Source organism: Pseudolysinimonas kribbensis, assembly GCF_039531715.1.
Taxonomy (GTDB): domain Bacteria; phylum Actinomycetota; class Actinomycetes; order Actinomycetales; family Microbacteriaceae; genus Pseudolysinimonas; species Pseudolysinimonas kribbensis.
Window position 1 is genome coordinate 631,290 of the sequence record NZ_BAAAQO010000003.1, and the last position, 22,532, is coordinate 653,821.

The following is a 22,532-nucleotide window of genomic DNA, read 5'->3' on the forward strand; positions in this document are numbered from 1 at the left end:
GGAGAAAGTCCTGAAGGCTCAACCGCTCTCCTCTGCCCGGCTCATCCGCAACGCTGCGCTCGCCGTCCTGGCCGCCATCCTGGTCGCCGCCGGGATCTTCGCGCTCACCGCGGGGCCCGCGGACTTCCATCCGCCGTCGATCGACGAGTTCTTCCCGAAGGCCGTCCTCTTCGCGGGCACGCCCTTCGCGCTGAACCGGATCATGCTGATCCGGATCCTGGTGGTCGTGGTCGTCGTGCTCCTGCTGTGGCTGGGCTCACGCCGTATGAAGATCGTGCCGTCGCGCGGGCAGCTCGTCTTCGAGTTCGCGCTCAACTTCGTCCGCAAGAGCATCGTCATCGACACGCTCGGCGAGAAGGACGGCAAGCGGTTCATGGGGCTGCTCATGGGCATCTTCTTCACCGTGCTCGGCATGAACCTGACGTCGACGATCCCCGGGCTCCAGATCGCCGCGTCGGCGAACGTCGGACTCCCGCTCGTCCTCGCGGTCGTCGCCTACGTGGCGTTCATCTACGCGGGCATCAAGCGCTATGGCCTCAAGTACTTCAAGAACGCACTGATCCTGCCGGGCGTCCCGGTGGTGCTGATCCCGTTCCTGGCGATCCTCGAGTTCCTGTCGACCTTCATCGTCCGGCCGGTCACGCTCATCCTGCGACTCCTGATGAACATGGTCGCCGGCCACATGCTGCTCGTGCTGTGCTTCTCGGCGACCCAGTTCTTCATCGTCACCCTGCTCTTCTCCGGCAACTTCCTCGGGCTGCTCGGCATCGGCAGCTTCGCCTTCGGCATGGCGTTCGTCGGGCTCGAACTCTTCGTCGCCGCCCTGCAGGCCTACGTCTTCGCCATCCTGACCGCCATCTACCTGCAGATGGCGCTGGCCGAAGAGCACTGATTCATCGGTCATCACGACCAGAAAAACCACCCTCGAAAGGAAAACCCCATGGACGTCGCCGGACAGCTCGCTCCGCTCGCCTTCGGTCTCGCCGTCATCGGCTCCGGTATCGGGGTCGGCTACGTGATCGGCAAGACGATCGAGTCGGTCGCCCGTCAGCCCGAACTGCAGGGTCGCCTGCAGGGCCTGATGTTCCTCGGCATCGCGCTCGTCGAGGCGCTCTGCTTCATCGCGATCGCCGTCGCCTTCATCCCGTTCCCCAAGCCGTAATCCAGCCCACCGATTCGTAAGGAGTCCGGATGCGCGACGCATTCGTCCGAGCGGCGGGAGACGACAACCCCAGCCTGCTGATCCCGAGCATCCCCGATCTGTTCTGGGGCACGCTCGCGTTCGTGGTGATCCTGGCGTTCGTCATCTGGAAGGTCGTACCCCGCATGAACGCCGCGCTCGACGCGCGGCGCGAGGCGATCGAGGGCGGCCTCAAGAAGGCCGAGGAGGCGCAGGCCGGTGCGGCCGAGGCGCTCGAGAAGTACAACGCGCAGCTCGCCGAGGCGCGATCCGAGGCGGCCCGCATCCGCGAGCAGGCGCGCGAGGATGCCAAGCGCATCCGGGCCGATCTGCTCGAGCAGGCGCAGGCCGACGCCGAGCGCGTGAAGACGAACGCCCAGGCGACGATCGAGGCCGAGCGCGCCGCCGCGCTGTCCTCGCTGCGTATCGAGGTCGGCTCGCTCGCCCTCGGCCTGGCGTCGACGGTCGTAGGCGAGAGCCTGAGCGACGACAAGCGTTCGGCGGGCATCGTCGACCGGTTCCTCGCCGACCTGGAGACCGCGGACGCCGCGGCGGCCCAGGCGGGAAGGTCGCCGGCTGAGAGGGCACGGTCGAGCAGGTAATGGGTTCCGCATCCCGCCAGGCGCTCCGCACCGCCATCGACGTCCTCACCGCCGCGAAGGGCGTCTCCGTCGCGACCGGTGAGCAGCTGATGACGGCCGGCCGTGCCGTCGAGGAGTCGGGGCAGCTGCGCACACTGCTCGGCGACCCGGCGATCGCGCCCGACGAGAAGTCGGCGATCGTGGCGAAGATCTTCCCGGGTCTCGAGAAGACCGCGGCGAGCCTGCTGACCGGCATCGTGCAGTCCCGGTGGTCGAACGGCGACGAGCTCGTGGCCGGCATCGAGGAGGTCGGCGTGCGCGCGATCGCGCAGGGCGACGGCCACACCAAGGCGATCGAGGCGGAGCTGTTCGCGTTCGCGCGCATCGTGGCGAGCGATCCGGAGCTCGAGCTGGCGCTCGGCAACAAGCTCGCCGAGGGCGAGTCGAAGGCCGCCCTCGTCGATGCACTGCTCGGGAAGAAGGCGCATCCCGGCACCCTGGCGATCGTCGACCACCTCGTGCGCAGCCCTCGCGGCCGTCGCGTGGGGGAGATGTTCGCGCAGGCGGCCGACGTGGTCGCCGCATCCGGAGGACGCCGCATCGCCACCGTCACCTCGGCGGCTCCGCTGAGCGCGAAGCAGCAGGACCGCCTGGCGGCCGCGCTGAAGAAGACGTACGACAGCGACATCCAGCTCAACGCGGTCGTCGACCCGGCCGTGATCGGCGGGGTCCGCATCCAGATCGGCGACGACGTCATCGACGGCACCGTCGCGGCGCGGCTCGCCGACCTCCGACTCCAGCTCGCCGGCTGACCCGGCACCAGTTCCACCCAGTAGAGGGAATCCCCATGGCAGACATCACCATCAGCCCGGACGAGATCCGCGACGCGCTGCAGAGCTTCGTCTCGTCGTACCAGCCGCAGAAGGCGAACGCGACCGAGGTCGGCACCGTCGTCGACACGGCCGACGGCATCGCCCACGTGGAGGGCCTCCCCGGGGCGATGGCGAACGAGCTGCTGCGCTTCGCCGACGGCACGCTGGGCCTCGCGCTCAACCTCGACGAGGACGAGATCGGCGTCATCGTGCTCGGCGACTTCGGCGGCATCGAGGAGGGCATGGAGGTCACCCGCACGGGCGAGGTCCTGTCGGTCGCCGTCGGCGACGGCTACCTCGGCCGGGTCGTCGACCCGCTCGGCGCCCCCATCGACGGCCTCGGCGAGATCGCGACCGAGGGCCGCCGCGCCCTCGAGCTCCAGGCGCCCGGTGTGATGCAGCGCAAGAGCGTGCACCAGCCGATGCAGACCGGCATCAAGGCCATCGATGCGATGATCCCGATCGGCCGCGGCCAGCGCCAGCTCATCATCGGCGACCGCCAGACCGGCAAGACCGCGATCGCGATCGACACGATCATCAACCAGAAGGACAACTGGGCCTCGGGCGACCCCGAGAAGCAGGTCCGCTGCATCTACGTCGCGATCGGCCAGAAGGGCTCCACGATCGCGGCCGTGAAGGGCGCCCTCGAGGACGCCGGGGCGATGGAGTACACGACGATCGTCGCAGCTCCGGCCTCCGACGCCGCGGGCTTCAAGTACCTGGCCCCCTACACCGGCTCGGCGATCGGCCAGCACTGGATGTACGGCGGCAAGCACGTGCTGATCATCTTCGACGACCTGTCGAAGCAGGCCGAGGCCTACCGGGCCGTGTCGCTGCTGCTGCGTCGCCCGCCGGGCCGCGAGGCGTACCCGGGCGACGTGTTCTACCTGCACTCCCGTCTGCTCGAGCGCTGCGCGAAGCTCTCGGACGAGCTGGGCGCGGGATCGATGACCGGGCTGCCGATCATCGAGACCAAGGCGAACGACGTGTCGGCCTACATCCCGACCAACGTGATCTCGATCACCGACGGCCAGATCTTCCTGCAGTCCGACCTGTTCAACGCGAACCAGCGCCCGGCGGTCGACGTCGGCATCTCGGTGTCGCGCGTCGGCGGCGACGCCCAGGTCAAGTCGATCAAGTCGGTCTCCGGCACGCTCAAGCTCGAGCTCGCGCAGTACCGGGCGCTCGAGGCGTTCGCGCTGTTCGCGTCCGACCTGGATGCCGCGAGCCGTCGCCAGCTCGACCGCGGCGCCCGGCTGACCGAGCTGCTTCGCCAGCCGCAGTACTCGCCGTTCCCGGTCGAGAAGCAGGTCGTGTCGATCTGGGCCGGCACCAACGGCAAGCTCGACGAGGTGCCGGTGGAGGACGTGCTGCGCTTCGAGGCCGAGCTGCACGACTACCTCGAGCGCAACACCGAGATCCTCGCCACGATCCGCGACACCAACGTGTTGAGCGACGACACCAAGTCCGAGCTCGAGAAGGCGGTCGACGCGTTCTCGAAGGAGTTCGTGACCGGGGCCGGCGACCCGCTCGGCAGGCCGGGCGTCGAGGAGTTCGAGGCCACCGACGTCGAGGACGTCAACCAGGAGAAGATCGTCAAGTCGAAGCGCTGACGAACCCCCGACCCGAGCGATAGAGAGGAGGCGATCCCATGGGAGCACAGCTCCGCGAGTACCGCGCCCGCATCCGCAGCGCGCAGACCACGAAGAAGATCACGCGTGCGATGGAGCTCATCGCGGCCAGTCGCATCCAGCGTGCGCTCGCCCGCGTCAAGGCGTCCGCGCCGTACGCGCGTGCGGTGACCCGCGCCGTGTCGGCCGTCGCCACCTACTCCAACGTCGAGCACGTACTCACGACCGAGCCGGAGAAGATCGAGCGCGCCGCGATCGTCGTCTTCGCCTCGGACCGCGGGCTCGCGGGGGCGTTCAACGCCAACGTGCTGCGCGCCGGCGAGGAGCTCGCCACCCTGCTGCAGAGCCAGGGCAAGGATGTCGTCTACTACCTGATCGGCCGCCGCGCGGTGGGGTACTTCTCCTTCCGCAAGCGCGCGTTCGAGCAGGTCTGGGCGGGCGACACCGACACCCCGCAGTTCGGTACGGCGCAGGAGATCGGGCAGGAGCTCGTGCGGCGCTTCGTGCAGCCGACGAGCGAGGGCGGGGTCGACGAGATCCACATCGTCTACAACCGCTTCGTCTCGATGCTCACTCAGGAGCCGGAGGTCGTGCGTCTCCTGCCGCTCGAGGTCGTCGAGGGCGTCGAGGCGCCCGAGGATCGCGACGCGGCGTTCCCGCTGTACGAGTTCGAGCCGGATGCCGAGGACGTGCTCGACGCCCTGCTGCCCGTCTACATCGAGTCGCGCATCTACAACGCGCTCCTGCAGTCGGCCGCCTCCAAGCACGCGGCGACGCAGAAGGCGATGAAGTCGGCCTCCGACAACGCCGACTCGCTCATCCGCGACTACACCCGCCTGGCGAACAACGCCCGTCAGGCCGAGATCACCCAGCAGATCTCCGAGATCGTGGGCGGCGCCGACGCCCTGAGCTCGGCGAAATAGACGTAAGGAATAACCATGGCTACTGCGACCAAGAAGGCCCCCGCCGCGAAGGCCGAGTCCCCCGCGGGCGTCGGCCGCATCGCGCGCGTCACCGGCCCCGTCGTCGACATCGAGTTCCCGCACGACGCGATCCCCGAGATCTACAACGCGTTGAAGACCACGATCACCCTCACGGGCGACGAGGAGTCGGCGACCGAGATCACGCTCGAGGTCGCGCAGCACCTCGGCGACGACGTCGTGCGCGCGATCGCCCTGAAGCCCACGGACGGCCTGGTCCGCGGCCAGGAGGTGCGCGACACCGGCGCCCCGATCTCCGTGCCCGTCGGCGACGTCACCAAGGGCAAGGTCTTCAACGTGATCGGCGAGATCCTCAACGCCGAGCCGGGCGAGAAGATCGAGATCACCGAGCGCTGGCCGATCCACCGCAAGCCGCCGGCCTTCGACCAGCTCGAGGCCAAGACGGAGCTGTTCGAGACCGGTATCAAGGTCATCGACCTGCTGACCCCCTACGTGCAGGGCGGCAAGATCGGCCTGTTCGGCGGTGCGGGCGTCGGCAAGACGGTGCTCATCCAGGAGATGATCTACCGCGTCGCCGCCAACCACGGTGGTGTCTCGGTGTTCGCCGGTGTGGGCGAGCGCACCCGTGAGGGCAACGACCTGATCGGCGAGATGGAGGAGGCGGGCGTCTTCGACAAGACGGCCCTCGTCTTCGGTCAGATGGACGAGCCGCCGGGAACGCGTCTGCGCGTGGCGCTGTCGGCTCTCACGATGGCGGAGTACTTCCGCGACGTGCAGGGCCAGGACGTGCTGCTGTTCATCGACAACATCTTCCGGTTCACCCAGGCCGGCTCCGAGGTCTCGACGCTGCTCGGCCGCATGCCGTCCGCGGTGGGCTACCAGCCGAACCTGGCGGACGAGATGGGCGTGCTCCAGGAGCGCATCACCTCGACCCGCGGTCACTCGATCACCTCGCTGCAGGCGATCTACGTGCCTGCCGACGACTACACCGACCCGGCTCCGGCGACGACGTTCGCGCATCTCGACGCGACGACGGAGCTCTCGCGCGAGATCGCGTCGCGCGGTCTGTACCCGGCCGTCGACCCGCTCACCTCGACCAGCCGCATCCTCGACCCCCGGTATCTGGGCGAGGACCACTACCGCGTCGCGACGACCGTCAAGCAGATCCTCCAGAAGAACAAGGAGCTGCAGGAGATCATCGCGATCCTGGGTGTCGACGAGCTCTCCGAGGAGGACAAGATCACGGTGTCGCGTGCGCGCCGGATCCAGCAGTTCCTCTCCCAGAACACCTACATGGCCACCAAGTTCACCGGTGTCGAGGGTTCGACGGTGCCGCTCAAGGACACGGTCGAGTCGTTCGACGCGATCGCCAAGGGCGAGTTCGACAACGTGGCCGAGCAGGCGTTCTTCAACGTCGGCTCGATCAGCGACGTCGAGGAGAAGTGGGCGCAGATCCAGAAGGAGAACGGCTGAGATGGCCGACCTGACGGTGAGCGTGGTCTCGGCGGACGCCGAGGTCTGGACGGGGAGCGCCAAGCAGGTGGTCGCCCGCACCCAGGTGGGCCAGATCGGCCTGCTCGCCGGCCACCAGCCGGTGCTGGGGATCCTCGCCGAGGGCGAGGTGCGCATCACCACCACCGACGGCTCGATCGTCACCGCGAAGGCGGAGGACGGCTTCCTGTCGATGCAGAACGACGTCGTGACGATCGTCGCGGGCACCGCAGAGCTGGTCTGAGCATCCGGGCCAGCACCCCGGCACTCGGAGTCCTCACATGACCGAACTCGGCGCGATCACCGAACCCGGGGTCCGGTCGGCGGTTCCGCAGCTCATCGTGACGGCCGGGCTGCCGGCCACGGGCAAGAGCACCATCGCGGAGGTCGTCGGCAACCGCCTGGGCCTGCCGATCGTCTCCGTCGACCCGCTCGAGTCGGCGATTCTGAGCGCCGGCATCGCCCCCGACCAGCCGACCGGTCTCGCCGCCTATCTCGTCGCCGAGACCATCGCGGAGGCGGTGCTCGTCGGCGGTGCCGGCGTCATCGTGGATGCGGTGAACGCGGTCGAGCCCGCTCGCGAGCAGTGGGTGCGCCTGGCCGGCCGACAGAATGTGCCGGTCAAGTTCCTCGAGGTGGTGTGCTCCGACCCGTTGCTGCATCGCGCGCGGCTCGAGAAGCGCGATCGCGAGCTGCCGCATCTCGCCGAGCCCGACTGGCACGCCGTCGAGCAGCGCACCGACGAGTGGGAGAGCTGGTCGGGTTCCAGTGCGGCCGTGCCGCGCATCACCCTGGACTCGGTGCAGCCGCTCGGCAGCAATGTCGAGCACGCGCTCGCGTTCATCCTCGGCGGCGACGCGCACGTCGCCTGAGCGGCGTCCCCCGTGCTTCTGCTGCTCCCGCCGTCGGAGACCAAGCGCGACAGCGGTTCGCCGGGCACCGCGCTCGACCTCTCCGCGCTCTCGCTGCCTGCCCTGACGCCCCAGCGCGTGGCCGCGGTCGCGGCGTTGCGCCGGCTGTGCCGCACGAAGGGCGCCGCCATGGCGGCGCTCAAGCTCGGCCCGAGGCTCGCCGGCGAGATCGAGCGCAATCGGGCGCTGCTCACCTCGCCGCTGCTGCCCGCGATCGACCGCTTCGACGGCGTGCTCTACGACGCCCTGGATTCCTCCTCGCTGAGCGATCAGGCCCGCAGCTTCGCGGGCGAGCACGTGCTCATCGCCTCCGCGCTGTTCGGGATGGTCGGTGCGCTGGATCTCGTGCCGGCCTATCGGATGTCGCCCGACTCCCGGCTGCCCGGCATGCCGCTCGGGCGGCACTGGTCCGAGCCGGTGCGCGCCACCCTCGCGGCACGCGCGGGCCAGGAGCTCGTGCTCGACCTGCGCTCGGAGGCCTATGCGGCGCTCGGCCCCGCTCCCGAGGGGTCCTGGTTCGTGCGTGTCGTCGCGGACGACGGTGCGGACCGTCGCCGCGCCCTCAACCACTTCAACAAGCACGGCAAGGGCGAACTCGTCCGCCGGATGCTGGATGCCGGGATCGACCACCCCGACCTGGCGTCGCTCCGGACGTGGGCGGCCGCGACCGGCATCCGCCTCGAACACGGAGCGCCGGGCGAGCTGGATCTCGTGGTGTGACGCGGGCGACCGGGTGGGTCAGGCGCCGGCCGCCCGCCAGCACCCCTGCGCGTGGTCGTCGACCATGCCCGTCGCCTGCATGAGCGCGTAGATCGTCGTCGGTCCGACGAACCGGAACCCGCGCTTCTTGAGCTCCTTGCTGAGCGCGACCGACTCGGGCGTGGTCGCCGGGATCTCGCCGGCGCGGGGCGCGACCGTGCGAGCCGGCGGCGCGAAGCTCCACAGCAATGCGTCGAGCGCCCCGGGCGCCTCACGCACGAGCTCCGCGGCGACGCGCGCGTTGGAGATCGTCGCGTCGACCTTGGCGGCGTTGCGGATGATGCCGGGATCCGCCATCAGCCGCGCGACGTCGGCATCGTCGAACGCCGCCACCGCGTCGATGTCGAAGCCCGCGAACGCGGCCCGGAACGTGTCGCGGCGGCGCAGGATGGTGATCCACGACAGCCCGGCCTGGAACCCCTCCAGGCTCATCCGCTCGAACAGCTCGCGGTCGCCGTGCAAGACGGTGCCCCACTCGTCGTCGTGGTAGCGGAGGTACTCGGGGGCCGATCCGGCCCACCCGCAGCGCGCCCGGCCGTCCGCGCCGACGATGACGCTCACGCGGCCGGGAGATCGAGCTGGACGGCCGTGGTGTCGGCCGGCACCGTGTGCGCGATGCCCTCGTGCTCGAGCAGCCACGACTTGGTCGGGATGCCCTCGCCGCCGCTGTAGCCCGTGATGCGGCCCGAGACGCCGAGCACGCGGTGACACGGCACGATGATCGGCACGGGATTGGCCCCGACGGCGCCGCCCACGGCCCGGCCGGCCGTGGGCCTGCCGGTGGCGTGGCCGAGCTCGCCGTAGGAGATCACCTCTCCCCACTGCAACTGCACGAGCTGTTCCCACACCGCGAGCTGGAAGGCGGTGCCGGCCAGTTCCACGGGGACATCGAAGTCGTGCCGGTCGCCCGCGAAGTACTCGGCCAGCTGGTCGGCGGCGCGATCGAGGACCGCGTCGCCGTGCTCGGCCTCCTCGTCGTGCGGCAGCGAGCCGGCGTGCTCGATCGCGAGAGAGGTGATCGCGCGCCCGTCGCTGACGACCTCAATGCGGCCGATGGGGGAGTCGATCCGACGCAGGTGCAGGGATCCGTCGTTCGTCATGTGCACGACAGTAGCCGCGCCCCCCGACATCTCCTCGCGGGAATCGGACATCGCGTGGAGAGCCGATCCGCCGGACGCGTGGGGTGGAGTAACGCCCGCCCTAGGCTGGACGGGTGGATGCTCGTCCCCTCGGTTCCGCCCCCTTCGCCGTCTCGGTCGCGGGCCTCGGATGCAACAACTTCGGCCGTCCCGATACGGCCACGTTCGGGCAGGAGGGCACCGACGCCGTGGTCGCCGCCGCCCTCGAGGCGGGCATCACGTTCTTCGACACGGCGGACATCTACGGCGCCGACTACGGTCTCAGCGAGACCCGCCTCGGCGCGGCGATCCGGGGCCGCCGCGACGACATGGTCATCGCCACGAAGTTCGGGCATACGGGCGCACCGAGCCCGATCGAGGGCGCCAAGGGATCACTCGCCTACATCCGTGCCGCCGTCGAGGGATCGCTCCGGCGGCTCGGCACCGACCGCATCGACCTCTACCAGCAGCACACCCCCGACCCGTCGGTGCCGATCGAGGAGACTCTCGGCGCGCTCGACGAGCTCGTCGTGGAGGGCAAGGTGATCGCGATCGGCAACTCGAACTTCGATGCCGACCAGATCGCTGCGGCCGAGACGGCAGCCGGCCGGCTCGGAATCGCCCGCTTCGTGAGCGCGCAGAACGAGTACAACCTGCTGAGCCGTTCGGTCGAGCGCGATGTCCTCCCGGCCGCCCGGGAGGCCGGACTCGGCTTCCTGCCGTTCTTCCCGCTCGCCAACGGGCTGTTCACGGGCAAGTTCTCGCGCACGGAACGCCCCGCCGACAGCCGGATCGCCCGGCAGCGTCCGCACGTGCACGAGAACGCGCCGTGGGACGCGATCGAGGCCTACGAGGCGTTCTGCGCCGAGCGGGGCATCACGATGCTCGAGGCGACGTTCGGCTGGCTGCTCGCCCAGCCGGCGCTCTCGAGCGTCATCGCCGGTGCGACGAGGCCCGACCAGGTGCGTGCGAACGCGGCGGCCGCGACCGCCTGGGTGCCGTCTCCCGAGGAGATCGCGACGATCTCCGGCCTCTTCCCCCCGACCTGACCCGCGATCAGCGGTTGAGCACGATCACGGCCGCGTTGAGGGTGGTGGCGTAGAGCACCCAGGCCCCGTACGGGATCAGCAGCACGGCAGCGATCCGGCGCACCGCCCAGAACCGGATCGTCGTGATGAGCACGAGCACGTCCAGCGCCACGATGATGGCGAGCGCGATCCACCAGCCGGCGGCGCCGACGGCGGGATACAGGCCGAAGAAGACGGGGGTCCAGAGCGCGTTCAGCACGAGCTGGCCCACGTAGAGCCCCAGCGCCGTGCGCCGGCGGCGCGGATCGGCCGGCGTGCTGCGCCAGATCAGCCACGCGGCGATCGACATGAGGGCGTACAGCACGGTCCAGACGGGGCCGAAGACGGCGTTCGGCGGGCTCCAGGACGCTCTCGCGGCGCCGGCGTACCAGCCGTCGACCTCACGGATCGTGGTGGTGGCGCCGAGGGCCGCGACCGCAGAGGCGATCACCAGGAACGCGACGAGGGCGACGATCGACCGCGCCAGCGTGGGGGAGCGGGAGGGCCGGGATGCCGCATCCGTCGACATCCCACGACGCTACGCCGGCCGGCGACCTCGGTCGGGAGGCCGCCAGCCGGCTGTCAGAAACGGGTCACTTCTGCAGGACGACCTGCAGTTCCATCGAGATGGACACGTCGTCGCCGAGGGTCATGCCGCCGGCCTCGAGGGCCGCGTTCCAGCTGACGCCGAAGTCGTGGCGGTTGATCTTCGCGGTCGCGCTGGCGCCGGCCTTGACCGTGCCGTCGTCGGTCACGACGACGCCGCCGAACTCGCCGGTCAGGGTGACCGGCTGGGTGACGCCGCGCAGCGTCAGCTCGCCCGTGACGGTGAAGTCGTCGCCGTCGATGTCGAAGCCGGTCGAGCGGAAGGTCATGTGCGGGTGCTGCTCGACCAGGAAGAAGTCGCTCGAGCGGAGGTGGTTGTCGCGGTACTCCTGCTTGGTGTTGACCGATGCCACGTCGACGACGGCCTCGATGGTGGACTCCGCGGGATCGGCGGCGGTCACGATCGTCACGTCGAAGGAGTCGAAGGTGCCGCGCACCTTGGTCACCTTGAGGTGGCGCACCGTGAAGGAGAGCTCGGAATGCACCGGATCGAGCTTCCAGGTGCCGACGCGGTAGTCGGGATGCAGGGCGGCCGTGGTCGTTGACGTGTCACTCATGCTCCATGCAAGCGCATAGAGCTGTCGGGTATTCCCGTCAGCGGGTGCCCCAGTTGTAGTACTGCTTGTGCAGCCGCAGGTAGACGAACGTCTCCGTGGACTGCACCCCCTCGATGCCGCGGATGCGCGAGTTGAGCAGTTCGATGAGGTCGTCGTCGTTCTCGCACACGACCTCGACGAGGATGTCGAAGCTGCCCGCGGTGAGCACGACGTAGTCGACGGCCGCGAGCCGTCCCAGTTCCTCGGCGACCCGCGTCGTGTCGCCCGCGACCCGGATGCCGATCATCGCCTGCCGGTAGAAGCCCAGCTGCATGGGGTCGGTGACCCCGACGATCTGCAGCACCCCGGACTCCTGCAGGCGCTGCACCCGCTGGCGCACGGCGGCCTCGCTCAGCCCGACCTTCTTGCCGATCTCCGCGTACGAGCGGCGGCCGTCCTGCTGCAGCTGCTCGATGATCCCCTTGGAGACGTCGTCGAGGGTCACGGGCTTGCGGGTCGCCATCTTCCAATTCTGCACAGTCCACCGATTCTGTCAGCCGACTCCGGGCGCGACAAGCGGATCCGCAGCCCGTGCCCCTTCACCCAGTGGGAAGCGCTCGTTACGCTCGGTGCATGGCCGACCCCACCCTCAGGAACTTCATCGACGGCGCCTACGTGGCCGCGACGGGCGACGCCGGGTTCGACGTGATCGACCCGGCGACCGAGAAGACGTACGCCACCTCGCCCGTGTCGAGCGCCGCGGACGTCGACACGGCCTACCGCGCGGCGGCGGCCGCGTTCGAGACGTGGGGCGAGACGACGCCGGCCGAGCGTCAGCTCGCTCTGTTCCGCATCGCCGACGAGATGGAGAAGCGCGCCGACGAGTTCGCCGACCTCGAGTCCCAGGACACGGGCAAGCCGCGGACGACCCTCGTGGAGGACGAGATCCTGCTGTCGGTCGACCAGATCCGGTTCTTCGCGGGGGCGGCCCGCGTGCTCGAGGGTCGCAGCGCCGGCGAGTACATGGCCGACCACACGAGCTTCATCCGCCGTGAGCCGGTCGGCGTCATCGGCCAGGTCACCCCCTGGAACTATCCGCTCAACATGGCGGTGTGGAAGGTCGCGCCCGCCATCGCGGCCGGCAACACGACGGTGCTGAAGCCCTCCGACACGACGCCGCAGTCGACGCTGCTGCTCGCCGAGATCGCCGCGGAGTTCCTGCCGAAGGGCGTGCTCAACGTCATCACGGGCGACCGCACCACCGGACAGCGGATGATCGAGCACCCGATCCCGCAGATGGTCTCGATCACCGGCTCGCTGCGCGCCGGCATGGAGGTCGCCGGGACGGCCGCGCTCGACGTCAAGCGCGTGCACCTGGAGCTCGGCGGGAAGGCGCCCGTGATCGTGTTCGACGACGCGGACATCCCGAAAGCCGTCGAGGGGATCGCCACCGCCGGCTACTTCAACGCCGGCCAGGACTGCACGGCCGCGACCCGGGTGCTCGTGCACGAGCGGGTGCACGACGCGTTCGTCGCCGAGCTCGTGCGGTGGGTCGGGGAGAACGTCACGACGGGCGACCCGCGCGATGCCGGCACGTTCTACGGACCCGTCAACAATGCGAGCCAGTTCGAGCGCGTGCTCGGCGTGATCGACGCGCTGCCCTCGAACGCCCACGTGGAGACCGGTGGCGAGCGCCAGGGGTCCGCCGGGTACTTCATCGAGCCGACCGTCGTGACCGGCCTCGCCCAGACCGACGACGCGATCCAGAACGAGATCTTCGGCCCCGTCATCACGGTGCAGCCGTTCGCCGACGAGGCGACGGCGCTGGCCTGGGCCAACGGCGTGAAATACGGCCTCTCGTCGAGCGTGTGGACCAGGGACCACGGCCGCGCGATGCGCTTCGCCAAGCGACTGGACTTCGGCTGCGTCTGGATCAACACCCACATCCCCCTCGTCGCGGAGATGCCGCACGGCGGGTTCAAGCACTCCGGGTACGGCAAGGACCTCTCGATGTACGGCTTCGAGGACTACACGCGCATCAAGCACGTCATGAGCTTCATCGGGGAATGACGCGGCGCGGAGTAGCCTCGGCCCGTGGCACCCGACCACGTCGAGGATCCGACGGCGCTGGATGACGAGACCGTCCTGCGCGCGCCGGTGATCGTCGCGCCCTCGGCGGGCCCCGATCTGGACGACACGATCCTGACGGCGGGGCGTCCCGCGCCCGCCGCGCCCGTGCCCGTCCCGAGCCCGCCCCCCGCAGTGCTCGCCCCGGCCGAGGCGCCCGCCCCGCGCGGGGCTCCCCGCGTGCGCATGCCGGACGGCGGCGTCGTGGAGATCGAGGGCGGCACCGTGTACGTCGGGAGGAGCCCGACGCTGCCGCGCGTGCCGGCATCCGGCATCCCGCAGCTCGTCGCCGTGCCGTCCCCGCGCCGGGAGGTGTCGTCCACGCATCTGGCCCTCAGCGCCGTCGGCGGCACCGTCGTCGTGCGCGACATGCTCTCGACCAACGGCACCGTCGTGAAGGCGCCCGGCGTGCCGGCGCGCACCCTGCTGCGCGGGGAGTCGTCGGTGATCACCGCCGGCACCCACCTCGACCTCGGCGACGGCAACGTGATCGAGGTGCTGGGATGACGATCGTCGGGCGCGACCGGCGCGAACGCCACATCCCGTTGCCCGACCGCGGCGAGCTCGTGCTGGCCTGGGCGGCCCGCACCGACACCGGGCACAAGCGACAGGCGAACGAGGACAGCGCCGTCATCGGCTTCCCGATCTTCGCGATCGCCGACGGCATGGGCGGGCATTCGGCGGGCGATCGGGCCAGCGCGATCGTCGTCGAACGGCTCGGGCGCGAGCGCGGGGCGGCGTTCCTCGACCTGGCCCGCCTCGAGGCCGCGATCGTCGAGGCCGCGCACGACATCGACACCCTGGGCGACGGGATGCCGGCGGGCGTCGGCACGACCCTCACCGGTGCGGCCCTCGTGGTCGACGACGGCGAGCCCGTCTTCGCGGTGTTCAACATCGGCGACAGCCGGGTCTACCGCTTCGAGAACAACGAGCTCGCCCAGCTCACCGTCGACCACTCGGTCGTGCAGGAGCTCGTCGACGCCGGCATGATCGAGCGACGCGACGCGGAGCACCATCCCGAGGCCAACGTCATCACGCGCGCGATCGGGTTCCACGACGATCCGGACCCCGACGTGTGGGCGGTGCCCGCGCACGCCGGGCTGCGGCTGCTGCTGTGCTCGGACGGTCTGACGAAGGAGATCGGCGACGACCGCATCCGGCTGCACCTCGCCGCCGGGATGCCGCCGGGGGAGACGGCCGCGGCACTGGTCGACGCCGCGCTCGCGGCCGGCGGACGCGACAACGTGACGGTCGTCATCGTCGACGTGCTGGCCGTCCGCGACACCCTCGACACGCCTTCCCCCCGTTAGGGGGACGCGACCGGGGAACCCAGGGGCCTCTGCCTAGAATGGGGCGTTTCGGCGCTTGGGAGAGGGGAATGGTGGCCCGTCGTCTGCCCTCGCAGCCCCCTGTCCTGCCCGGCTTCTCCTTCGTGCACGTGCTCGGCTCGGGCGGCTTCGCCGACGTCTTCCTCTACGAGCAGAACATGCCCCGGCGCCAGGTCGCGGTCAAGGTCATGCTGAGCGAGCTGGTCAACGACCAGGTGCGGCAGATGTTCCAGGCCGAGGCCAACCTCATGGCCCAGCTCAGCGCGCACCCCTCGATCCTCACGGTGTACCAGGCGGGCGTCTCCGGCGACGGCCGTCCGTATCTCGTCATGGAGCTGTGCTCGGCCTCGCTCAGCGAGCGCTACCGGCGCGAACGGATCCCGGTCGCCGAGGTGCTGCGCATCGCCGTCCGGATCGGCAGCGCCGTCGAGACCGCCCATCGGGCGAGCGTGCTGCACCGCGACATCAAGCCCTCCAACATCCTGCTCACGGCGTACGGGCATCCGGTGCTCTCCGACTTCGGGATCGCGTCCACGATCGCCGCGGTGCGCGAGGAGGACTCCGTCGGGCTCTCGATCCCGTGGTCGGCGCCCGAGGTGCTGCTCGACGAGACCGGCGGCAGCGTCGCGAGCGAGGTGTGGGCCCTCGGCGCCACCGTGTACTCCCTGCTCGCCGGGCGCTCGCCGTTCGAGGTGCCGGGCGGCTCGAACTCCTCGAGCGACCTCATGTCGCGGATCGCGCGGGCCAAGCCGCAGCCCATCGGACGTGCGGATGTGCCCGCGAGCCTCGAGGAGCTGCTGCGTCGCACGATGTCGCGCCGTCCGGAGCAGCGGCCGGCGAGCGCGCTCGAGTTCGTGCGCGAGCTGCAGCAGATCGAGACCGAGCTCGGGCTGGCGCAGACGCCGATCGAGGTCGCGACCGACGACTGGGCGCTCGGCACCGTCTCGGACCTGGAGGACCGCACCCGGCTGCGGTCGCTCGCGAACGGCCGGGATGCCGCGCCCGCGCGACGTCGGCGGCGGGCGGCGGCTCCCGCGAGCCCGGCGGCGCCGGCCGCGGTGCGCACGGTCCATGACGCGAGCTCGCCGAAGCGCCTCACGGGCGCCTCGCCCTGGCGCCTCATGCAGCGGACCACGTGGGTGCTCGTCGGCGCCGCCGCGCTCGTCGTCGTGCTCGGCGCCATCACGCTCGCCGTGCTGCTGCGCGTGGGGGCCGCGTCGCACGAGATCCCCGTCGTGTCGAACATCGAGGCGCGGCAGCAGGGCAACTCGGTCGTGTTCACCTGGCCCGACCCCGGACTGCAGGACGGTGACGTCTACCAGGTCGCGACCGGCACCGACGCCCCGGCCACGCAGCCCTCGGCACGCTTCGTCGTGACCGCATCGCCGGGTGAGACGGTGTGCATCACGGTGACGGTCAACCGCGACGGCAAGACCGGTGATCCGAGTGCCCAGAAGTGCCTGGACGTGGATGCCGGATGATCGGCCGCTGGATCGCCGCCCACAAGTCGGTCGTCGCCACCGCGGCGATCGGCACGGCGGTCGCGGCGGTCGTCGCGACCCTCGCGATCGTCTCGACGGGCTACACGGCGCAGAAGCTCGACCTCGGCGACGGGTCGGTGTGGGTCGCGAATGGGCACGACCAGGTCATCGGCCGTGCGAATCCGGCCGTGCTCGAGCTGAACTCGGTCGTCCACAGCAAGGGCGCGCAGCTCAGCGTGGCCCAGGCCGGTGACGAGGTGCTGCTGGTGGACCGGGCCGACGCGACCGTCTCGATCGTCGATCCGGCCACCTCGACCGCCGGGCAGCCGATCGCGCTGCCGCCGCAGCAGCCGCAGGTCGCGGTCGTCGGCGACCGGGTCGCGATCTACGAGGGCGGCACCGGCCAGCTCTGGCTGGTCGACGAGGATCAGCTGCCGTCGTTCGACGCGACCGGGCCCGCGACCCTCGACCTCGGTGCGCACTCGGTCATCTCGACCGGGCCGGACGGCACCCTCATCGCGTACGCGCCCTCGACCGGCAAGGTCTTCCGCGTCGACGCCGCGACCTCGGATGTCGTCGACGACCAGTGGCGCGCGACCCTGGCCAAGGGGTCGACCTACCAGACGACCTCGGTGGGCCGGCAGTGGGCCGTGCTCGATGCCGGGGCGCGCGTGCTCCAGCTGCAGGGCCGCACGGTCGACCTCTCAGGGCTGCTGCCGAGCGCCTCCGACCCCGTCCTGCAGCAGCCGGGACCGGCGGCCGACCGCGTGCTGATCGCGAGCGATCAGGGGCTCGTCTCCGTGCCGCTGGACGGCGGGGCGCCGATCCGGCTGGTCTCCAACCGCTCGGGAACGCCGGCCGCCCCGCTCGTGCTCGGGCAGTGCGTCTACGCCGCGTGGAGCTCCGGCGCGGGATGGCGGCGCTGCGGCACCGCCGCCGCGTCCGAGCTGCGCCTGCCCGGCATGGTCGGCTCGGCGGCGCTGTCGTTCCTGGTGAACACGGAACGGGTCGTGCTCAACGACGCCCGCGGCGGTGCGTCCTGGGCGGTGCAGCACGGCGGGCAGCTGATCGACAACTGGAGCGACCTGATCACGAAGGACGATCAGCAGCAGCAGAAGCAGAACGACCAGGACGTGCCGCCCGACGTCGACCCCCAGCAGAAGCCGCCGGTCGCCGTCGACGACTCGTTCGGGGCCCGACCGGGTCGTTCGAGCGTGCTGCCCGTGCTGCTGAACGACTACGACCCGAACGGCGACGTGCTGGTCATCGACTCCTTCGACCAGCTCGATCCCGCTCGGGGCCGCATCGACCTCATCAACAGCGACCAGGAGCTGCAGATCACCCTGCCGCCCACGGCGTCCGGCACGATCGACTTCGGGTACACGATCTCCGACGGTCGCGGCGGCACGGCGGCGGCGACGGTGCAGGTCGCCGTCCGCACGCCGAGCGAGAACTCGCCGCCGCAGCAGGTGCGCACCACCAAGACGACGGTGGAGCAGGGCGGCCGAATCTCGACCCAGGTGATGGCCGACTGGGTCGATCCCGACGGCGACCCCTTCTACCTCGTCGACGCGGTCTCGACCAGCGGCGATCTCGTGACCCACACGCCCGAGGGCGTCGTCACCTTCTCGGACGGCGACGCCGGCTCGAACGCCAAGTCGGTCACCCTCACGATGTCGGACGGACGGGCCCAGGGCGGCGGCAGCCTCTCGGTCACCGTCAAGCCGCCGGGCCAGGTGCCGATCACGGTGGAGGACTGGGCGGCACCCGCGACGGCCGGCGTGCCCCTCACGCTCAACCCGCTCGATCACGTGCGCGGCGGCGACGGCACGATCCGGCTCAATGCGGTGCCGGCGAAGTCGGGTGCGACGATCACCCCGAACTTCGCCGACGGCACGTTCAGCTTCTCGAGCGACCAGGTCGGCACGCACTACGTCGACTTCACGGTCACCGACGGCACGCACGTCGCCTCCGGACTCGTGCGCATCGTCGTCGCCTCACCGGATGCCGACAGCAAGCCGATCACGGTGCCCAAGACGATCTTCGTGCCCGCACTGTCCAGCCAGACGATCGATCCCACGTCGACCGACATCGACCCGGCGGGCGGGGTGCTCGTCGTGACCGGCTTGGAGAACGTGCCGGTCAACGGATCGGTCGAGGCCGAGGTGCTCGATCAGCACGAGGTCCGGGTCACGCTCACCCGGCCGCTCGACAGCACGACGGTGGGCTTCAACTACCGCATCAGCAACGGGCTGGCCGACTCGCTCGGCACGATCTCGGTCGTCGAGATCCCGGAGCCGACCGAGCTGCAGCCGCCGGTGGCCGTCGACGACCAGGTGACCGTGCGCGTGGGCGACACCATCGACATCCCGGTGCTCGACAACGACTCCCAGCCCGACGGCAAGCCCATCACGCTGGTGCCGAAGCTCGCGCAGCCGCTCTCGGCCGGAGGCGGTCTGCTGTTCGCGTCGGGCGCGGTGCTGCGCTACCTCGCGCCGCGGACCGCGGGCAACTACTCGGCGATCTACTCGATCGCCGGACCCGACGGGCAGACCGCCGAGGCGACCGTCTCGATCTCGGTGCGCGAGGTGAACGCCTCCACCAACAACCCGCCGGTACCCCGGCGCGTCGTGGCGCGCGCGCTCGCGGGAGGCGACTCGATCAAGGTGCCGATCCCGCTGAGCGGCATCGACCCGGACGGCGACTCGGTGTCGCTGATCGGGGTCGCGAGCAATCCGCAGAAGGGCTCCGTGCTCGCCGTCGGCGCCGCCGACATCGAATACCAGGCCGGCCCGTACTCCTCGGGAACCGACACCTTCCAGTACACCGTCGTCGACGCGCTCGGTGCACGCGCGACCGGCACCATCCGGATCGGCATCAGCGCCCCGCTCGCCGGCGCGCGCAATCCGGTGGCCAACCCCGATCGCGTCCAGGCGCGGCCGGGCCGCACGATCTCGGTGCAGGTGCTCGCGAACGACTCCGATCCCGATGGCAGCCCGCTGACCGTGACCGGGGTGAAGGCGAACACGCCGGGCACCAAGGCCCGGGTCGTCGGGGGGCGGATCGTGCAGCTCACCCCGCCGAAGACGCCCGGCACCTACGCGGCGGTCTACACGATCCAGAACGAGTACGGCGGCACGAGCTCCAACTTCGTGACCGTGACCGTCGACCCCAAGGCGCCGCTCGCGTACCCCGTGGTCCAGGACACGGTGCTCACGGTGAGCGACGTCATCGACCGCACGAGCCTCGACGTCGCGGTGCTCGACAACGTGTTCTTCGCCGACGGTCCGGTGTCGTCGCTCACGGTCGGGTTGCTGCCCGGCTACGCCGGCGGCGCCGAGGTGCAACCCGGGGGCGACATCCGGGTGAAGGTGGGGGCGAAGAGCCAGATCATCCCGTTCTCCGTGACCCACCCCGACGACTCGAGCATCCGGTCGTACGGGTTCATCCGGGTGCCCGGCACCGACGACGCGCTGCCGCAGCTGAACACGAAGGCGCCGCCGCTCGTCGTCAAGAGCGAGCAGACGCTCACGATCGACCTGGACGACTACGTCGTCACGCTGGCCGACCGGGGCGTGCGGATCACCGACGATGCCACGGTGAAGGCGACCCACGACAACGGCGACGACCTGGTCGCCGACGCGCACACGCTGCACTACACCTCGGCGGCGCGTTACTTCGGTCCGGCGTCGATCACGTTCGAGGTCACCGACGGCAGCTCGGTCAACGGGGGGGCCGGCCGCACGGCGATCCTCACCCTTCCCATCAAGGTCAATCCCCGCGACAACCAGCCGCCGGACTTCGTCGGCAATGTCGTGGACTTCGAGCCCGGGCAGGCCAAGGAGCTCGACCTCGTCAAGCTCACGAACTACCCGTATCCCGACGTGAACGAGCTCGCGTACACCGTGCTCGATCCGAAGCCTGCCGACTTCCGCGTCACCCTGAACGGCCAGCGGCTGACCGTCAAGGCGGACGACGACGTGCCGACCGGCAAGTCCGAGACGGTGAGCATCGGCGTGCGCGACGCGGTGAACGACGGTCAGTCCGGGCTCATCACGCTGCAGGTGGTGCCCTCCACGCGACCGCTCGCCCAGCCCGTGCCGGATCGCGCGGTCGCCCGGCGCGGCAGCACGACGACGGTCGACGTGCTCGCGAACGACGAGGCCAACAACCCGTTCCCCGAGACACCGCTGCGGGTGGTCGACATCCGGGGCCTCGACGGGGCGTCGCTGCCGGCGGGCGTCACGATCACCCCGAACAGCACACGATCCCGGTTGGCGGTGAACGTCGACGCCAGCGCCGAGCCGGGCGACGCGACCCTGCAGTACGAGGTCGCCGATGCGACCGGCGACCCGTCGCGCGAGGTCTGGGGCACGGTGACGATCTCGGTGCAGGACGTTCCCGACCCGGTCTCGGACGTGCGGGTGACGGAGTTCGGCGATCGACTGCTCAAGATCGGCTGGACGCCCGGGGTCTTCAACAACTCCCCGATCACCGGGTACGTGGTCACGCTGAGCGACCCGTCCACCGGCGCCGTGGACTCCACGACGAACTGCACGACCACGGTGGGGTGCGCGGTGACGACGCCGGGCAACGGGCCCGCCAACGCCGTCACGATCTCGGTCGTCGCGGTGAACGCGATCGGGCCCTCCACCGCGAAGACGATGGCCGGATCGATCTGGTCGGACATCATCCCGCCGCCACCGGACAACCCGGGGGCGAAGCCCCTCGACGGCGGCCTGCGGGTGACCTGGACCAAGCCCGTCACGAGCGGCGGCAGTCCCATCACGCAGTACGTCGTGACGGTGGGCGGCGTCGTGGTGACCGTGGGCGTCGCCGCCTCGGACCCCGCCGGCACGGCCTACGCGCGCAATGTCCAGGGCGCGTCGATCACGAACGGCGCGGTCACGGCGTTCTCGATCAGCGCCCGCAACAGCGCACCGAACAGCCTCGCGACCTGGAACGAGGCGGACGGCACCGGCATCCCGGCCGGTCCTCCGCTGGCCGTGGGCTCGGTGTCGGCGTCGGCCTCCGTGACCACGGGCACGACGGCCACCGCGAGCTGGTCGTCGGCGTTCGCCGCCAACGGGGCCGCCATCACCGACTACTTCGGGCTCATCACGAGCGGTGCGCAGCCGGTGTGCTCGGTCACCGGCGTCGACGCCGGCTCGGGGAGCGTCGTGCCCCCGGCCGGGTTCACCCGGTACGGGCCCGACACATCGTCGGCGACGTTCGGGGGACTCGCCCCGAACACCACCTACACGGTGTGGATCTTCGCGTGGAACCACCAGGGCTGCACGGGGATCGCCTCGAATCAGGTGGTGCCGCGGGCGATCCCGCCGGTCGTGACGAGCGCGAGCGCCGGCGCGCCGGTGCCGAACGGGGCCGGGCACTGGGATGCGACGCTGGCATCCGCCGCGCCGAGCGGCAACGCGGACTTCCAGTACCGGATCGTCGTGAACGGCGTGCCGGGAGAGGTGAGGTCGGCGGGCCTCGGCGACGTGCTGAGCGACCCCTCCGCCTACGGGCATCCCGACGTCGGCTTCCAGCTGAAGGCCTGCGACATCTGGCAGGAGATCCCGTTCCCCGGCCTCTGCAGCGACTGGTCGCGGACCTTCGCGCTGCCCGAGCCGATCGACAACGGCCAGCTCGGCAGCCTCGTCGCCGCGAGGAGCGGCGGGCTCGGCGGCACCTGGAGCTGGGGCTCGATCCCGACCGGCAGCTACCCGGCGATGGACGTCACCTGCGACAACGGAGCGACCTGGACGCCGCTCGTCGCCAACGCCAGCTGCGACGCCAGCGGGATTCTCCGCATGAGCCCGCTCAAGGTCCGGATCACCGCCAACGGCGGGCAGACTTACGTGCGCGAGTACGACCCGGCCGACTACCCAGGATGAGGAACA

General features: G+C 70.5%; 22 protein-coding genes. 16 read left to right on the forward strand and 6 right to left on the reverse strand.

Annotated elements, in window-relative coordinates; all coding sequences use genetic code 11:
- Positions 1–18 precede the first annotated feature (18 nt).
- Positions 19–204 (reverse strand): hypothetical protein, encoded by a 186-nt coding sequence (locus ABD285_RS09670; protein WP_284252597.1) that lies wholly within the window; start codon positions 202–204, stop codon positions 19–21.
- Here ABD285_RS09670 and atpB point away from each other — a divergent pair.
- From atpB to ABD285_RS09720, 10 genes are read left to right on the forward strand one after another with little or no spacing between them, the layout of a single operon-like run.
- Positions 203–892, forward strand: a complete 690-nt coding sequence (gene atpB / locus ABD285_RS09675; protein ID WP_344202252.1) for a F0F1 ATP synthase subunit A — start codon at positions 203–205, stop codon at positions 890–892. The two genes, ABD285_RS09670 and atpB, sit on opposite strands and share 2 nt — an antisense overlap.
- Before the next feature lie 48 nt (positions 893–940).
- Entirely contained in the window at positions 941–1,162 is a 222-nt protein-coding gene (atpE, locus tag ABD285_RS09680; protein WP_284252595.1) for a F0F1 ATP synthase subunit C, read from the forward strand.
- A gap of 29 nt (positions 1,163–1,191) precedes the next feature.
- On the forward strand, positions 1,192–1,782 hold the full coding sequence (locus ABD285_RS09685; RefSeq protein ID WP_284252593.1) for a F0F1 ATP synthase subunit B: 591 nt from the start codon (positions 1,192–1,194) through the stop codon (positions 1,780–1,782).
- Positions 1,782–2,573 carry a F0F1 ATP synthase subunit delta gene (locus ABD285_RS09690; RefSeq protein WP_284252591.1) on the forward strand — a complete coding sequence of 264 codons (792 nt, stop codon included), beginning with the start codon at positions 1,782–1,784 and terminating at the stop codon, positions 2,571–2,573. The genes ABD285_RS09685 and ABD285_RS09690 overlap by 1 nt, the downstream gene beginning before the upstream one ends.
- Positions 2,574–2,608: 35 nt before the next feature.
- On the forward strand, positions 2,609–4,246 hold the full coding sequence (gene atpA, locus ABD285_RS09695; protein ID WP_284252589.1) for a F0F1 ATP synthase subunit alpha: 1,638 nt from the start codon (positions 2,609–2,611) through the stop codon (positions 4,244–4,246).
- A 38-nt stretch (positions 4,247–4,284) separates the two neighbouring features.
- A complete protein-coding gene (locus ABD285_RS09700; protein ID WP_284252587.1) occupies positions 4,285–5,187 on the forward strand; it encodes a F0F1 ATP synthase subunit gamma in 903 nt (300 codons plus the stop codon).
- 15 nt (positions 5,188–5,202) lie between these two features.
- Positions 5,203–6,678: a F0F1 ATP synthase subunit beta gene (atpD, locus tag ABD285_RS09705; RefSeq protein ID WP_344202259.1), complete on the forward strand. Its 1,476-nt coding sequence runs from the start codon at positions 5,203–5,205 to the stop codon at positions 6,676–6,678.
- Between the two features lies 1 nt (position 6,679).
- Positions 6,680–6,940 carry a F0F1 ATP synthase subunit epsilon gene (locus ABD285_RS09710; protein WP_284252585.1) on the forward strand — a complete coding sequence of 87 codons (261 nt, stop codon included), beginning with the start codon at positions 6,680–6,682 and terminating at the stop codon, positions 6,938–6,940.
- Between the two features lie 37 nt (positions 6,941–6,977).
- Positions 6,978–7,568: a P-loop nucleotide/nucleoside kinase family protein gene (locus ABD285_RS09715; RefSeq protein ID WP_284252583.1), complete on the forward strand. Its 591-nt coding sequence runs from the start codon at positions 6,978–6,980 to the stop codon at positions 7,566–7,568.
- Between the two features lie 12 nt (positions 7,569–7,580).
- Positions 7,581–8,327 (forward strand): YaaA family protein, encoded by a 747-nt coding sequence (locus ABD285_RS09720; protein ID WP_284252582.1) that lies wholly within the window; start codon positions 7,581–7,583, stop codon positions 8,325–8,327.
- Positions 8,328–8,345: 18 nt separating this feature from the next.
- On the opposite strand, the gene ABD285_RS09725 is transcribed toward ABD285_RS09720, so the two are convergent.
- A complete protein-coding gene (locus tag ABD285_RS09725; protein WP_344202265.1) occupies positions 8,346–8,927 on the reverse strand; it encodes a DNA-3-methyladenine glycosylase I in 582 nt (193 codons plus the stop codon).
- Positions 8,924–9,466: a methylated-DNA--[protein]-cysteine S-methyltransferase gene (locus tag ABD285_RS09730; RefSeq protein ID WP_284252580.1), complete on the reverse strand. Its 543-nt coding sequence runs from the start codon at positions 9,464–9,466 to the stop codon at positions 8,924–8,926. The genes ABD285_RS09725 and ABD285_RS09730 overlap by 4 nt, the downstream gene beginning before the upstream one ends.
- Positions 9,467–9,579: 113 nt before the next feature.
- On the opposite strand from ABD285_RS09730, the gene ABD285_RS09735 reads away from it, so the two are divergent.
- The gene (locus tag ABD285_RS09735; RefSeq protein WP_344202270.1) at positions 9,580–10,533 is read left to right on the forward strand and encodes an aldo/keto reductase; all 954 of its coding nucleotides are present in this window, start codon (positions 9,580–9,582) and stop codon (positions 10,531–10,533) included.
- A gap of 7 nt (positions 10,534–10,540) precedes the next feature.
- On the opposite strand, the gene ABD285_RS09740 is transcribed toward ABD285_RS09735, so the two are convergent.
- The 3 genes from ABD285_RS09740 to ABD285_RS09750 form a co-directional block, all read right to left on the reverse strand.
- A complete protein-coding gene (locus tag ABD285_RS09740; RefSeq protein ID WP_284252578.1) occupies positions 10,541–11,080 on the reverse strand; it encodes a TspO/MBR family protein in 540 nt (179 codons plus the stop codon).
- Between the two features lie 64 nt (positions 11,081–11,144).
- Complete coding sequence (locus tag ABD285_RS09745; RefSeq protein ID WP_284252576.1) at positions 11,145–11,714, reverse strand: YceI family protein; 570 nt, start codon at positions 11,712–11,714, stop codon at positions 11,145–11,147.
- A gap of 37 nt (positions 11,715–11,751) precedes the next feature.
- A complete protein-coding gene (locus tag ABD285_RS09750; RefSeq protein WP_284252574.1) occupies positions 11,752–12,216 on the reverse strand; it encodes an Lrp/AsnC family transcriptional regulator in 465 nt (154 codons plus the stop codon).
- 110 nt (positions 12,217–12,326) lie between these two features.
- On the opposite strand from ABD285_RS09750, the gene ABD285_RS09755 reads away from it, so the two are divergent.
- The 5 genes from ABD285_RS09755 (at position 12,327) to ABD285_RS09775 (ending at position 22,526) form a co-directional block, all read left to right on the forward strand.
- Positions 12,327–13,763, forward strand: a complete 1,437-nt coding sequence (locus tag ABD285_RS09755; protein ID WP_284252572.1) for a gamma-aminobutyraldehyde dehydrogenase — start codon at positions 12,327–12,329, stop codon at positions 13,761–13,763.
- 24 nt (positions 13,764–13,787) lie between these two features.
- The gene (locus ABD285_RS09760; protein ID WP_344202275.1) at positions 13,788–14,327 is read left to right on the forward strand and encodes an FHA domain-containing protein; all 540 of its coding nucleotides are present in this window, start codon (positions 13,788–13,790) and stop codon (positions 14,325–14,327) included.
- Entirely contained in the window at positions 14,324–15,130 is an 807-nt protein-coding gene (locus ABD285_RS09765; protein ID WP_344202278.1) for a PP2C family protein-serine/threonine phosphatase, read from the forward strand. Before ABD285_RS09760 ends, ABD285_RS09765 begins: the two co-directional genes overlap by 4 nt.
- A 68-nt stretch (positions 15,131–15,198) precedes the next feature.
- On the forward strand, positions 15,199–16,629 hold the full coding sequence (locus ABD285_RS09770; protein ID WP_284252567.1) for a serine/threonine-protein kinase: 1,431 nt from the start codon (positions 15,199–15,201) through the stop codon (positions 16,627–16,629).
- Positions 16,626–22,526 carry an Ig-like domain-containing protein gene (locus ABD285_RS09775; protein ID WP_344202281.1) on the forward strand — a complete coding sequence of 1,967 codons (5,901 nt, stop codon included), beginning with the start codon at positions 16,626–16,628 and terminating at the stop codon, positions 22,524–22,526. Before ABD285_RS09770 ends, ABD285_RS09775 begins: the two co-directional genes overlap by 4 nt.
- Positions 22,527–22,532: the final 6 nt, after the last annotated feature.

Bases quoted from the DNA above. Each gene is read 5' to 3' on its own strand.
- ABD285_RS09690 (WP_284252591.1), top strand. From the start codon at position 1,782: ATGGGTTCCGCATCCCGCCAGGCGCTCCGCACCGCCATCGACGTCCTC.
- ABD285_RS09770 (WP_284252567.1), top strand. From the start codon at position 15,199: ATGGTGGCCCGTCGTCTGCCCTCGCAGCCCCCTGTCCTGCCCGGCTTC.
- atpB (WP_344202252.1), top strand. From the start codon at position 203: ATGCTGATCCGGATCCTGGTGGTCGTGGTCGTCGTGCTCCTGCTGTGG.
- ABD285_RS09755 (WP_284252572.1), top strand. From the start codon at position 12,327: ATGGCCGACCCCACCCTCAGGAACTTCATCGACGGCGCCTACGTGGCC.
- atpE (WP_284252595.1), top strand. From the start codon at position 941: ATGGACGTCGCCGGACAGCTCGCTCCGCTCGCCTTCGGTCTCGCCGTC.
- ABD285_RS09740 (WP_284252578.1), bottom strand. From the start codon at position 11,080: ATGTCGACGGATGCGGCATCCCGGCCCTCCCGCTCCCCCACGCTGGCG.
- ABD285_RS09730 (WP_284252580.1), bottom strand. From the start codon at position 9,466: ATGACGAACGACGGATCCCTGCACCTGCGTCGGATCGACTCCCCCATC.
- atpA (WP_284252589.1), top strand. From the start codon at position 2,609: ATGGCAGACATCACCATCAGCCCGGACGAGATCCGCGACGCGCTGCAG.
- atpD (WP_344202259.1), top strand. From the start codon at position 5,203: ATGGCTACTGCGACCAAGAAGGCCCCCGCCGCGAAGGCCGAGTCCCCC.
- ABD285_RS09745 (WP_284252576.1), bottom strand. From the start codon at position 11,714: ATGAGTGACACGTCAACGACCACGGCCGCCCTGCATCCCGACTACCGC.
- ABD285_RS09670 (WP_284252597.1), bottom strand. From the start codon at position 204: ATGATCCGGTTCAGCGCGAAGGGCGTGCCCGCGAAGAGGACGGCCTTC.
- ABD285_RS09775 (WP_344202281.1), top strand. From the start codon at position 16,626: ATGATCGGCCGCTGGATCGCCGCCCACAAGTCGGTCGTCGCCACCGCG.
- ABD285_RS09750 (WP_284252574.1), bottom strand. From the start codon at position 12,216: ATGGCGACCCGCAAGCCCGTGACCCTCGACGACGTCTCCAAGGGGATC.
- ABD285_RS09685 (WP_284252593.1), top strand. From the start codon at position 1,192: ATGCGCGACGCATTCGTCCGAGCGGCGGGAGACGACAACCCCAGCCTG.
- ABD285_RS09765 (WP_344202278.1), top strand. From the start codon at position 14,324: ATGACGATCGTCGGGCGCGACCGGCGCGAACGCCACATCCCGTTGCCC.
- ABD285_RS09715 (WP_284252583.1), top strand. From the start codon at position 6,978: ATGACCGAACTCGGCGCGATCACCGAACCCGGGGTCCGGTCGGCGGTT.
- ABD285_RS09710 (WP_284252585.1), top strand. From the start codon at position 6,680: ATGGCCGACCTGACGGTGAGCGTGGTCTCGGCGGACGCCGAGGTCTGG.
- ABD285_RS09700 (WP_284252587.1), top strand. From the start codon at position 4,285: ATGGGAGCACAGCTCCGCGAGTACCGCGCCCGCATCCGCAGCGCGCAG.